The sequence below is a fragment of the uncultured Alteromonas sp. genome (genome assembly GCF_963976965.1).
Classification (GTDB): domain Bacteria; phylum Pseudomonadota; class Gammaproteobacteria; order Enterobacterales; family Alteromonadaceae; genus Alteromonas; species Alteromonas naphthalenivorans.
This window is the reverse complement of the sequence record NZ_CAXBMP010000024.1, coordinates 1-13,877: the sequence shown is the minus strand read 5'-3', so window position 1 is coordinate 13,877 and position 13,877 is coordinate 1. Positions and strand designations below refer to the sequence as shown.

The window sequence follows — 13,877 nt, the reverse complement described above, 5'->3', positions numbered from 1 at the left end:
TCCCATCTGTGCAAATCATTCAATTCATAATACACTGACCGGCTAATTAACCATTTAACAAGCGTGTCTAAATACAGTAATAGTTTGTTAAACATGGAATGATAAAGACGGTTGATTAACGTGGTAGTAGCTTATTCAGGCTACATGCAAAGACTCAAAAATATAGGATACTGAATGGCAGGCTTAAAACGTATTGTTCTCATCGATACCCATTTACCGGGTGTAGTAGAATTGAAGCTTGATGGACATACCAACATTTGTGGTACAAATGCATCGGGTAAAACTACCTTGCAGCGGCTCATTCCGGTTTTTTACGGCGAATATCCTAGCCGCGTAGTTCCTGCCACTCGCGACAGTTTTGAGCGCTGGTACTTACCTCGTTTATCTAGTTTTATTATTTATGAATATGCGCGCGCCGATGGTGATTTGTGCCAAGCGGTCTTAAGCTCCAACGGTACGGGTGTTAACTATCGTTTAGTGGGTAAGCCGTTCGATATTGATGATTACTTAATTAAGCAAAAAAGTGGCAAGCACGTTAGCGTAAGTAGCGCTGAACTTGCCCGCGCCATGAAACGCAATAACGTGATGGTAACCAGCTTACTTAACACCAAAGATTTCCGTGCAATTGTGCAAAACGATCATGGTGTATTAAACCAAAGCGGTAACGGCCGAGAGCTGTTAGGTTACGCTAAAATATTTAGCCTGTGCGAGCCAAGCAAGCACATGCGTCATATCGAAAAACTTGCAAAAGCGGTGCATTCGAAAGAAGGCAAGATGGAAACCATTAAAGCCATGATTGCCGCTATTTTGGAAGAAGACGGGGTAACACCGCCTACTTCAGGTTTAAGCCGTCACCGTGTTGATGACTGGATTAAAGAGTGCCAGTTAATCAAACAGTTTGACAATATTCGCCCTGAGTTCAGCAAGCTTGAACAAGCCGATATGGCGTTAAGCAGCACTGAGCAACTATTAGCTAACTTAAAGCACAGCTTTGAGTTGGATAAAGTGCATCTATCAACCCGCGTTGATACCACTAAAAACGAATTAGATGAGAATACCTTTCAGCGTAAACAAACGGATAGTCAGTGGCACGATACCCGCGACCACCTTAACCAAGTTATTTCCTCTGCCCGTGCAGATGTTGAAAAATACACCAGTGAACTTGATACCGTTGAGCGTGAATTCGATAAATGGCAAGACCAGAATATCGATAAACTAAAAGAAGATGTAGCCAATCTAGCGCAGTGGCAAAACGCCCGTGAACTGGCCGACAGCCGCTATTTATTGCTTACTGAAAAGCACCAAGATATTGAATCAGCCTACAACAAACGATTGGCTGAGCTAGGCGATAAGTTGTCGCTTTCGTTAGAGTCGCTTTCAGCGGCACGACAAGAGGCGGCAGAAACGAAAGCTGAGCAAACGCAACAAGAGCATGAAGCTATACAGCGTATCCGTGATGATTACGCAGGTCAACTCAGTACGTTACAAGCCAATTTTCAAACTGCGTCTGGCGAGCTTAAAGTCACTGAAGCTGAACTTAAAGCGTCGTTGTCTAACGCGGGTTACAACGAATTTGAACAGTCGCAATTAGATTTGCTGGATGCCGCTACAAAAGAAGCGTCGGTTAACGAAGATGCAGCTCGAGCGGCATACCGACAAACTCAGCAAGCCCACAGTAAAGCGGTGCAGTTTAGGCAAGATGCCTCAAACGCACTTGATAAAGCGCGTGTTGCCTTTCAAAAAGAAGAAAGTGCAGTTTCAAAAATCAATGGCTTGCTGTATCCGGGTGAGGGCTCATTGCTAGAGTTCTTGCGAGCTAATGTTGATGATTGGGAATTGTCATTAGGTAAGGTGCTTCGCCCTGAGTTGTTAGACCGAAACGACTTGAGCCCTAGTGTGGTTAAAGACGCAAGCGCTGCTAAATCGGACGAAAAGTCAGACACTGACGAAGTAAATACGTCGTTGATGGGCGTTAGTCTAGCCCTATCAGAGCTTGAGACGCCGGAATACGCGCAAACTGAACAAGCCTTGAAGCAACAGCTCCAATTAGCCGAAACTCGTCAAGCGGCATCACTTGCGGCGCAAAATGAATGCGAAACGCGCTTAGCTAAAGCCAATGAAGATGTGCGTAATGCTGAATTGTCGATGACGCAAAAAGACAATGCAGTGAAAAGTGCCGAAGCTAGCCGTAAGCGTGCACAACAAGACCGCGATAGCTTATTAAGCGAATACCAGCAGGCACTTTCAGCGCGCAAGCAAAAGGCGAAAACCAAACTTGATGCTAATCTTCAAGCCCAAAAGCAAGCGAAAGCCCAATATGAGCTTAGCCGTGATGAAATAAAAGATCAGCAGCGAGAGTCGGAAACAGAACATAGCTTCCACTGGCAACAACTTATCGCCGACAGTACAGGCCGTATTGCACAAATTGATAAAGACACGCAGCAGGCAAAAGCGAATGCTGCCCGCGACCGTGAAGACATGCAGAAGTGGCTTGAAAATGAGCTGAATAATCGCGGTGTAGATATAGACGAAATAGGTCAGCTTAAAAAGCAAATTAATAAACTGAAAGAAGATATAAACCGCACCGAAGCCCACCGCCATAAGGTGGCTGATTATGAACGTTGGTATTCCACCATATTCACTAAACAAAAAGTGGTATGGCAGGACGAGCTCGCGAAAGCACGGAAATCTTTAGGGGAATCTGAGCGCGGTTTAGCTCAAAAGCAAAGCGAGTACAAAGCGACACGGGAACAACTACAAGAACAGCAAGCTTTACTTGAAGCTAGGCTGAAGACAGCTACGGATCAACTAGAACAAGTTCGAACGTTAAGTAAATCACTCAGTAAGCTTACTCTGCAAGCTGCGAAAGAGTTTACTGAAATTAAGCATGACGATGTCAGCGTGAACCAGCGTATTTCTGAAGTTCAAGGGCACTTGCAAGAACGAGATACCCTTTATAGTGATATTCGCGCCTATGTAGAAAGGTTTGATCAGCTAATAGCAGCGCAAGCTGGAACTGGGCTTTCTGATACATGGGAACGGGCTCGCGAAGAATGCGCCACTATTAACGCCCATGGAGTAAAGAGCTTCGACCATCGCCGTATGGTATCGCACTTATCTCAGCTGCTTAACGTGATAGTACCTCAGAAACTGCAAGGCCTGCGTGAGCAGGGCAGAATATTCGGGGCTGACTTGTCTCAGTACTACTTTGTACTTGCCGATATAGATAAGCGCATTGTGTCGCAAAGCCGCCGAATTACCCAAGAAGTCGACGGTGAGTTGTTCCTAGATGGCGTGTCTGATTCAGCTGTGAAAATTCGATCTCGCATAAGTGAGCTAGAATTCTGGCCAGAGCTAGAGCAGTTTAGAAAGCTTTACGAGCATTGGATGGAAGAGGGCGCCAACACCTTACCTGAAGAAGAATACGGGCTAAGTATGCGCCGTGTGCTAGATATTTTAGGCCGCGCGGCACTGACTGGCGGCATCAGCAAGTTGCTTGATATCGAACTTCATTTACGTGAAGGCAAAAGCGACTTGGTTATCCGAACCGATCGTCAGCTTAATGAATCGTCTAGTCATGGTATGGCTTACCTTATTTTGTGTAAGTTCTTACTGGCCTTTACTCGTTTATTGCGAGGCGACGCAGAAGCAACCGTACACTGGCCAATTGATGAACTAGGTACGCTGCATCAAAGCAATGTGAAGAAAATATTTGATGCCTGTCAGAATAATAACATTAGCGTGGTAGGGGCGTTTCCAAACCCTGAATCGGAAGTACTTACTTTGTTTGAAAATCGCTACTTAATTGACAAAGTAACCCGCCAGTTGCAGGTGGTTCAGCCTAGAACCAGTGGCATTGCCGCTCGCCTACAAGCAAAAAAAGCACAAGATAAAGGGAACGCCGCTAGCCAGGAGACATTATCATGATGACTGAACAAGGCCGCGTGTTAAGCGCACTATTGCAAGGGACGTTTATTTGTCAGGTTACTGACGAAGAAGCATGGCGTTTTTTAAAAAACCGTGAAAAAGCCCAGCAACTAGAGCCACATTTAGCCATGCTAAATCGCACACTTTCAAGCACAGCTGAAGGCGATGTGTTTTTTGCCAGTTACCTCACCATTGGTGAGGCAGAGCGCAAAATGCTAACGCAACAGTTTCAAGATACTGCGTCTAATTTAGTGCCGCTGGTGGAATGGTTATTGTTAGTACAACAAGCCAATGAATCTGATATGCCGGTTACCATGGGCAATGCTATTCGCTTGAACGAACTGCAAACAACTATTGAAGATACCCCTGCGTATGCCGAGCAATTAGAGAAAATTTCTCGTTACCGCATGTTTGGTTCTACCAGCGTGAATCTAGATGGTCAGTTAAAGCAGGTATTTAAGCGCCTAACTGAAATGGGCTACTTAACCAAGCCAAACCCAGAAAAGCAGATTTACCTTGCCACCGGTAAAGTAGAGCACCTTTATGAAATGCTGCGTTTTATTGATGAAACCGAAGCGCTAAGTTTATCTGAGCAAGCTGATGCTGCTATAACCCAGGGTAGTTTGTTATGAGCCAAGCGCTTATTCAAACAGGCACTCGCTTACTGAATGCATTGGGTAAGCACAGCGACCTTATCATGCAGGCTTATATTGGCGGGACGGTTGATGAGCAAAATCACAGCCCTAAAGTATTAGAGCAACTGGTGCAGCTTGGCGTGCTTTGGCGCCCAGAGTCACAAAGTGAGTTGCGGCTTAAAAGCGCGGTGCGTACGTTACTAGAAGGTAGCTTACAAGACGAAAGAAACCGCACGATTAATGCTAATATCGGTGCCTCGCTAGCGAGTTTAAAAACCTTAGCCGAGCATTACAAAGAAGCCCTGCATTATAATAAATACAACGAATCTGCTGCTCACATGAGCGATTTAACCGAGCATGTGTATCAACTGTCTGAGTCATTATCGAACAGCGTACGTGTGTTGTTCGGGCGTATAACTAATGAGTTTGGTTATGTGTCGTCGGTAGATGCGAAAATTCGTGAAAACGAACTGGCGCAAGGGCAAGTTACTGACTTGCTGTCACAGTTGGAATGTTTCCGCTTTGACGAATTAAGTGAAATCGCTGGCTCAAACCGAGAGCTTCGCCATTTGCTGGTGGTGTCTTTGCAACAGCGCTTTTCAAAAGCTGCGCAAGAACTCTCAGTAGTACAAGCGCGCTTGATAGATTTACTCGGGCGATTCAGAGAATTCCAAGGTCGTACACGCTTGCTAAAGGGCTACTTGCTGCACATGGAGCAACACCCTGACTTTGCGCCGGGTAACTACACTAACTTGACGCAAGTGCCAATTCTGTTTAATCAATCGAACAGCGTGATTAGTGCTGCTGCGCCAGATGTGAATAACGTTGAGCACGAGAATGATTATCAAGAAATTGTGTCTTCGCTTACGCATATTCATCAGCGTAAAGGAAAACATGACGAAGCCGACGAGCCACAAGATATTGATGTAACCGCACAATCTACGGTATCTCTTGAAAAGGATGAATTACAGTTGGCCATAGAGGACTTTTTCTGTGAAGTCATTGATTCGGGCCAACCGAAAACCGCGTTAACCTACTACGAAGAAAAAGCATTAGGGTTTGATCGAGAGGTCTGGATGTATCAAGTGATTGGCGGCTATCAAGCGCTTGCCGATCAAGAAAAGCAATTTTTTGCCCTCGATCCCCATGGTGAAAATGACAAAACGTTTACGGGCAACTTCTACATTAATGATATCACCCTAGGGCTGCGTTAGCGGCTCTATTCTTTTCAATTATATTCACACTTAGTTTGGGCTTCTTATACGCATATTTACTTGGATCCCACGGTAAAAAGACTATAATGAAACAGTTATTTTACATTTATTTCACACATTGAACTTAATTGTTCATGGTGTCGTAATATAGCTGTCAACGAGCAGGAGCAACATTAAAACTCTCGTTAGAAACATAAACTGCCTAGCAGGATGCGGGCAAGTAGTGGTGCCAATGCGTATGGCACGAAGAGGATGAAACTATGCAACTTTCACAGCAACAAACCTTTAATCAAGCACTTATCAAATTATCTGTTTTGCTATACCAAGTAGACGGTATGGTGACGCTATCCGAACAAGATTATCTCAATTCAATGGTTGAAGAATTAGACTGGCAAAGTCCAATTTGCCGAGAAGCTTTCTTGAACGATACGATTTATCAGACCAGACAAGCTATTGATACTGGGGATGAACTTGAGTTCATGCGATCGCTAAAAGATGACCTGGCTTTTGACGCGGAAAAAACCCTAGAGGTTGCCATGGCAATTACTGGCGTAGATGGAGAGCGAAGTGAAGCAGAAACAGAGCTGTTATCAGTACTTACTCACAAACTGTTAGCAAAGGCATTGATAGCAGGCAGCAGTACGCTGCCCAATCAGGTTAGTAGCCAAGCTCCGCACTAACTGCCTAGAGCACGTATGCATCATATGCATCTAGCGCTCGGTAAACGTCTAGCGCTTAGCTAAATGTAATGCACACAAGTTACTTTTTTGTATCAAAGCTTGGCAACTAAGCTTGGTAGCAAAGGCAGGTAGCAAAGACTGGGTCACTGAATAGTGATTTCAGTACATTTTCTCGCTAGTAGATTGTCTTGCTAGTACATTGTCTTGCTAGAACAATGCATTAGCTAACAGCAATACCATGGTGTAGCCAACACTATAGGCAAGTAGTAATAGGCCAGAGTAACGAAGGAAGGAAGCAAACGTTAGCCCTTCCACTTTACTCATGGCCACAATGCCTGCTGCAGATCCTATCACCAATAAAGAGCCACCCACACCTACCGCATAAGTGAACGATAACCACTCGGGCGTCGTCATTGCTATTTCAGCTTTTAACAATGCTGCGGTTAAAGGTACGTTATCTATCATGGAAGACACTATCCCCATTAGGTAATTGGCTACACTCACAGGCAGTGAATCGTATAAATACATAAAGCCATTAAGTGCATGAATATGTTCCAACATACCTACAAGCAATAGTACGCCTAAGAAAAACAGCAGGGTGTCGAATTCAATGTAACGAATGTAGTCAAGTATGGGGTCGTTGTCGTTATGTTTTCCGTAGAGCGTTGCCACCATGAACATAACTGCCATACCAGTTAAAAAGCTAAGTACGGGTGGAATGGAAAACATGACGTTGGCGACCAGTGTAAATATTATGGTAGCAAGAAATATGGCGGCAATGATGTAATCTACGGTTGCAATATCATTTCGCTGTTTTTTAATTCTTACTTCCCCGGTAATGCCAATACTCAATAATGCAGCTAGCAACATCACGGTAATAAAGGAAGGACCTATCAGCATGAGAAGCTCGGTAATAGAGACTTTGTGTTGTAGGAAAATCATCAACGTTGTGACATCGCCTGTAATTAATGACACCCCACCAGAATTGACGGCAAACACCACCAACACAGAAAAGCGGATGGTTTGTTTCAATGGCAAGCCCAGAGATAGTACGAGCGCAATTGAGACCAAAGTTGCCGTAATGTTATCGGCTAATGAGGAGAAGCAAAAACTGAAAATAGCAGTAAAGAACAATAATGCTTTCAGGCTAATTTTCTTTGGCATCACAATATTCATCACATTTTCAATTAACCCTTTTCGGTTTAAATACGCCACGAATGTCATTGCTGCCACCAAAAATAACCACAGTGTGGAAATCTCAGTAAGGTTAGTCATCAATGCGTCGTTGATGTGCTCGGTCTGAGAAATAGAGGAGGAAAATATAAATAGAAGCAACCAAGAGATAGTGCCAAGTAACAAGGTGGTTTTGGCTTTGTCTACATGAATAAGGTCTTCGAAGATAACGCACAGTAGCGCAAGAATGGCGATGACAATAAGTGCCACGTCTAACATGGTGTCAGTTCCTAACAGCAATTTTTATTCGCGCGGATTGTAAAAGCTAGGGAATGAAATAAACAGTGAAATGGGCATGAATGAACCATTTTATGCGATATTTTAACTATCAGCGTGATAACTTTTTACTATCACTGATGGCAGAGTGAAAAAACGCTTCACCAATTACCTAATCGGCGACAATGATAATCATGATGAAGCTTAAATAGTGCAGCCTTTATTAGCCGCTGAGTTATAAAAAAGCCCCGTTAAAAACGAGGCTTTTAAAAGGTACATTAGGTACAAATGAGTAAGCGAGTATTCACGCCGTCTGTATTGGCCTTAACTTACACTGGCTTCTTCGCGCAGTTCAGCGTCTCGCATTTCCCCTTCTAACCGCTGGCTTTCATCGGCGCGAGGTTTAGTAAATCGCGCTAGGGCAAGATAAAGTACTGGCGTTAGGTATAAGGTGAAGACAACTGCAATACCTAGCCCACCAAATACAACCCAGCCAATAGCATTTCGCGCTTCAGCGCCAGCGCCGGTTGAAAGTATCAGTGGCAGACCACCTAGTATAGTGGACACCAATGTCATCATAATAGGGCGAAGGCGAACCCGACCCGCTTCTATAATGGCATCGTAAACACTGTAGCCTTTGTCGCGTAACTGGTCGGCAAACTCAATAAGTAATATGGCGTTTTTCGCTAGAAGACCAATCAACATCACTAAGCCAATTTGCGAGTATATGTTAATGCTTGTACTGGTTAGGTACAGGGCATAAATTGCCGCAGCAATACCGAAGGGGACCGTTAACATAACCACGACGGCTGAATTCACACTTTCAAACTGCGCTGCCAATACTAGCAGTACAATAATAAATGCGAGTACATAAGTTAGGGCAACTTGCTTAGACGTTTCTTCATAGGTTTGCGCTTCACCTAAGAATACCAACCCCATGCCATCGGGAAGTGTTTCATTGCCAAGTGCGCGGATGCTGTCTACCACATCACTTAACGCTAAGTCTTCTGGCAAATCCATTTCGATATTTATGGCACGGCGCTGCGCTTGGCGTTCAAGCTCTGCCGCCACGCCTTCTTCAGTAATAAATGCGACACTGGATAATGGCACTAAGTTGCCAGTACTGCTTTTCACATACAGATTAGTCAGATCTGATGGGTTAATAGAATTTCTATTATTAGTTTGCAGCATGATAGGAATGGCTTGGTCACCTACGTTTAAATCAGCAATATCATCACCATTTACTGCGGCGCGAAGGGCACTGGCAATATCTGGCAGTGGCACTCCTAATTCCTCTGCACGTCGCCTATCTATATTAACTCGCATTTGAGGCTGTGTAGGGTCATAGCTGATTTGCGGTCTACCCACTTCAGGTAACGCATTTTCTATTTCGTTAGCAAACGCCAATGCCGCTTTATGAATGTTTTCATAAGTATCACCAGTGAGTGCCAGTTCCAAACCACCGCCTTGGCCACGTAAATTAAGGCTGTTTCCGCCAAAAGCATTGCCCGGCGCACCTGGAATGGCTTGCAAGCCTGGGCGAATTTCACCCACGATGTCTTGCAACGATTTATCGCGGTCATCCCAATGCTTAAGGGGAACAGTAATAAAAACAATGTTAGGATCCCACTGGCCTACCACTGTATAAATTGAGTCGATGGTGCCGTTTTCCACGTAAGGGAATAGCATTTCCTCCATCTTCTCGGCCTGTCGGTCCATGAAGTTCAAACCTGCACCATCAGGGCCGCGAGCAAATATACGAATGGTGCCTCTATCTTCACTTGGCATTAATTCATTATCGATATTCTTGGCCAGCAGGTATGCACCACCGCCAGCTAGTAAGCTTAGTATGCCTACCGCCCATGCGTATTTTAACGCGAACACTAATGACCTTTGGTATAGCCGTAAACAAGCGTGACCGAAGCGGCCAAACGTAGCATCGAAAAAGCCCGACTTCGTAGATTGTTTTTTTGAAAGCCGAGCGGTAAGCGCGGGTACTAACGATAAAGCAACAAACGATGAGATGATAACTGCTCCCGCTAGCACGCCGCCGAATTCTCTAAATAAGCGCCCTGCGGTAGAAGGCAAAAATGCGATGGGTATAAACACCGAAGCTAGTACCGCGGTGGTAGCAATAACCGCAAAGAATACTTCGCGGGTACCAATAACCGCGGCTGCACGAGGACCAAGCCCCATAGCTCTTCTGCGCTGAATGTTTTCAGATACCACAATGGCATCATCAACAATCATGCCTGTGGCAAGCACCAACGCCAATAAAGTTAAAATATTAACCGAAAAGCCCATGGCCCAAATGATACCTAACGCACCTGCAAGTGAGACCGGAATGCTCAGCGCTGGCACAATAGTGGCGCGCCAAGAGCCAATAAACACTAATAAAGTAAGAACAACCAAGGCTACGGTAAGACTTAACGACACCACGACTTCTTTCACTGAATCTCGAATAAATTCAGCGTCGTCAGATGTCACTACAATCTTCATGTCCGTAAAGCGTTTATCTAAGTCTTTCACCATAGAAAGCACTTCATCTGAAATTTCAATGGTGTTTGAGCTGGCTTGTCGGATAACGCCTAAGCCAATAACAGGGCGGCCATCAAGTCGAACCATACTGCTGGAATCGGCTGGGCCAAAATACACACTGGCTACATCGCTAATTCGTATATCACCTGAAATGACAATGTTACCTACGTCTTCAGCACTGACTGATGTCGCGTCTGCACGCACAATTAAGGCTTGATCGGAAGATTGAATACTGCCTGCTGGCACATCAAAAGGGGCGAGTTCTAATGCGCTGGCAATTTCGGCCATCGATAGCCCAAAGCTGGTTAAACGAAGGGGATCTACAGATACCCTAAGCACACGTTCTCGGTCGCCACTCATGCTGACATCGGCTACCCCAGGAATGCTCAAAAAAAGCGGAGCGACATCGGTATCAACACGCTCAGTCAGGGTTTCCATGTCTAGGGTGTCGCTTGAAATAGCTAGGCTTACTACTGCTTGGGCATCACTGTCTGCGCGAATAATGGCAAGCTCTTCAACATCATCCGGTAATTGTCGCTGAACACGGCTCACCGACTCTCGGGTTTCGTTGGCGGCATCTTCTAAGTTAACGCCAGCGCGAAACTCTACTCTTATCCGTGCTGAGTTTTCTTCGCTTTGTGCGGAAATGTTTTTTACGCCGCTAACCCGAGCTACCGCGCCTTCTAATCGACTGGTAACTTCGGCATCAACAGTTTCCGGTGATGCACCAGGGTAGGTGGCAGTCACTGTAATTCTTGGCGTATCTACGTCGGGTAGTTCTCGTACTTCTAGTGCATTTAATGCCGATAAACCAGCAATCGCAATCAGTAAATTAAGAACAACTATGAGTACCGGTCGTCGAATTGATAAAGAGGGGAGGTCGTTGGTTGCAGGCGCATTACTCATTGGCGGGGCCCCCAACCAATTCAGTCGTAATCGCTTGTCCATTTCGAAGGCGTTGCACACCCTCAGCAATTAATTTGTCTCCTTCGCTAATGGCGCCAGACACTAATATTGCACCGCGTAAACGTTGATGAACGTCTACATCAACACGTTTCGCTTTTCCTGACTCTGCCAGCCAAATGTAAGCGCCGGTAGCACCCCATAATAACGCGGCTTCAGGGATCGCTGCATAGCGGTCGCCCTGAATACTTAAATTTACCCGAAAGCTCATACCAGGGCGGAATTTGTCTGCAGAGTTATCTAACAGTGCGCGGGCACGCAAAGTACGATCTGCTTCGTTAATACGCGAGTCAATTTGTGCAATTTCGGCTTTTATAGACACTTCGCGATCGCTCCACGGCTCTAGCGTCACGTCCGGCGCATTCATTAGCACAGGTAAAGCGGCTTCTGGGGCTTTGAAGTTAATGTAAAGCTTACTTCTATGGTCCAGAGTAGTGATTAACGTTTGTTCGTTTATTCGATCGCCCACTTCAATGTCAGTAATGCCTACAACGCCATCAAAAGGTGCTTTTATAAACCGGTCATCTAAGTCGACAATAGCTTCTTCTAAAGCAACTTCGGCTAGGTCACGCTGAGTGCGAGCAAGGTCAAGTTCACTAATAGGCACCGCGCCTTGCGCATGGCTAGTGATAAGCCTATCAAGTGTACGCTGTGCATCTTTCAATGTTAACTCTGCACGCTTAACGGCATTCTTCTGACGACGGTTATCTAGCTTTATTAAAACTTTGCCAGCTTCAACGAGTTGGCCCGGAACAAAATTGACCTCGATGACTTCATCGGCAACAGCAGGGTAAAGTGCAATGGAGCGAAGCGCCTCGGCACTGCCCACAGCTTCCACTTTTCGGGTTTCATACATGAAAGAGACTGGCTCAGTTACGACTAACTTAGCCTGTTTGTCACCCATAAATTGACTGTAAGCCGGCACACTGGTTAGTGCTAATACCACACAGCACGCCGATACCCTCGCGTATCGGGAGATCATATTTGTCATTTTTTTTCCGAAATCTTTTAGTTTTTTATTTTTTTAATGATGATAATTAGTGGCTGTTATCGCGTTCTTTTTTTGCCACTTTACTCAAGCAAAATTCTAGTGTTATAGCACCATAGGCGGCTTAGCTAAGCAATTGCAGTTCAGCGTATTCCCTATACAGGGTATCGCTTTTCATTAATTCTGCGTGTGTGCCCATACTTACAATGCTGCCTTTATCCATCACAACGATACGATCTGCATGCTGAACGGTGGCCAGGCGATGCGCGATAACAATACTGGTCTTGCCTTCCATTAAACGATTCATTGCCTGTTGAACCATACGTTCACTCATGGCATCTAGCGCACTTGTTGCTTCATCTAAAAGAAGAATAGGGCGATTTGCTAATATTGCACGGGCTATAGCGATACGTTGTTTCTGACCACCAGAAAGTTTGATGCCACGCTCACCCAACTGAGTGTGATATCGGTTTTCTAGATTATCGATAAACTCATGAGCAAAGGCTTTTTTGGCTGCATTAATCACTTCGTCGTCACTTGCATTCGGGCTGCCATAGCGAATATTTTCCATTACGCTACTGGCGAATACTACAGGCTCTTGGGTAACAATGGCGATATGTTGGCGCAAGCATCTTAGCGGCATGCCCACAATGGGCGTGTCGTCAAACGTGATTTCACCGGTAGTGGGGTCATAAAAACGCATAAGTAATTGGAATAGTGATGATTTTCCAGCGCCACTCGCCCCCACTAGAGCAAGGTTCTCACCGGCTTTTATATTCAAGTTTAGGTTGTTAAATAATGGCTTAGTGCCTGGGTAGCCAAAACTCATGTCTTTGAACGCAATAGCGGGCGCTACCTGAGGCACTTGAGATGAAGCCGAGTGTTCAGACAGCGAGGTCACTTCTGATGTTGCATTCAGCAGCTGATAAAGGCGTTCACTGGCGCCAACGCCGCGTTGCACTTCTCCAATCACTTCACTTACAGTCGCAATACTGCCGCCTGCCATCACCGCGTAAAATAGAAAGGCTGACAATTCCCCAACGGTCATTTTACCTTCTAATACTTGGCGTGCGCCTACCCAAGCAATAAATATTATCGCTGTCATGCTTAAGCACATAATGCAGCCGATTAATAAAGAGCGGTAATGGATACGATGCTTGGCCGCATCCATGGCAGACTCTACGCGAGATGAAAAGTGGGCTCGTTCTTTGTCTTCTGCGGTATACGCTTGAACCGTCATAATTTCATGCAGGCTTTCATCTATGTGAGAGCCTAAATCCGCCACTTTGTCTTGGCTTATTTTAGCGAACTTGCGCACTTGCGGTGCCAACACTTTAATGGGGACAAGTACGGCGGGGACCGCGATAATGACGCAAAAAGTAAGTAGTGGGCTGGATATCCCCATTAGCACCAACGCGCCAACAAAGGTGACTACCGAGCGAAGCGTCATCGAGAGGCTCATGCCCACCACGGTTTGAATTAC

General features: G+C 45.4%; 8 protein-coding genes. 4 read left to right on the top strand and 4 right to left on the bottom strand.

Annotated features, from left to right (window positions below):
• Window positions 1–174 precede the first annotated feature (174 nt).
• The 4 genes from AAC006_RS16040 (at window position 175) to AAC006_RS16025 (ending at window position 6,456) form a co-directional block, all read left to right on the top strand.
• Complete coding sequence (locus AAC006_RS16040; RefSeq protein ID WP_339349672.1) at window positions 175–3,927, top strand: ATP-binding protein; 3,753 nt, start codon at window positions 175–177, stop codon at window positions 3,925–3,927.
• Complete coding sequence (locus tag AAC006_RS16035) at window positions 3,924–4,559, top strand: hypothetical protein (RefSeq protein WP_126871883.1); 636 nt, start codon at window positions 3,924–3,926, stop codon at window positions 4,557–4,559. Before AAC006_RS16040 ends, AAC006_RS16035 begins: the two co-directional genes overlap by 4 nt.
• On the top strand, window positions 4,556–5,776 hold the full coding sequence (locus AAC006_RS16030) for a phosphoenolpyruvate carboxylase (protein WP_288389656.1): 1,221 nt from the start codon (window positions 4,556–4,558) through the stop codon (window positions 5,774–5,776). The genes AAC006_RS16035 and AAC006_RS16030 overlap by 4 nt, the downstream gene beginning before the upstream one ends.
• A gap of 260 nt (window positions 5,777–6,036) precedes the next feature.
• Entirely contained in the window at window positions 6,037–6,456 is a 420-nt protein-coding gene (locus AAC006_RS16025; RefSeq protein ID WP_126871881.1) for a TerB family tellurite resistance protein, read from the top strand.
• Window positions 6,457–6,663: 207 nt separating this feature from the next.
• Here the strand turns inward: AAC006_RS16025 and nhaD are convergent, their stop codons facing one another.
• The 4 genes from nhaD to AAC006_RS16005 form a co-directional block, all read right to left on the bottom strand.
• Window positions 6,664–7,908 carry a sodium:proton antiporter NhaD gene (gene nhaD / locus AAC006_RS16020; protein ID WP_339349675.1) on the bottom strand — a complete coding sequence of 415 codons (1,245 nt, stop codon included), beginning with the start codon at window positions 7,906–7,908 and terminating at the stop codon, window positions 6,664–6,666.
• Window positions 7,909–8,229: 321 nt separating this feature from the next.
• Window positions 8,230–11,349: an efflux RND transporter permease subunit gene (locus AAC006_RS16015; RefSeq protein ID WP_288389654.1), complete on the bottom strand. Its 3,120-nt coding sequence runs from the start codon at window positions 11,347–11,349 to the stop codon at window positions 8,230–8,232.
• A complete protein-coding gene (locus tag AAC006_RS16010) occupies window positions 11,342–12,397 on the bottom strand; it encodes an efflux RND transporter periplasmic adaptor subunit (protein ID WP_232043544.1) in 1,056 nt (351 codons plus the stop codon). The genes AAC006_RS16015 and AAC006_RS16010 overlap by 8 nt, the downstream gene beginning before the upstream one ends.
• A 121-nt stretch (window positions 12,398–12,518) precedes the next feature.
• Window positions 12,519–13,877, bottom strand: a 1,359-nt coding sequence (locus AAC006_RS16005; protein WP_339891876.1) for an ATP-binding cassette domain-containing protein, incomplete at its 5' end; no start/stop codon positions are given.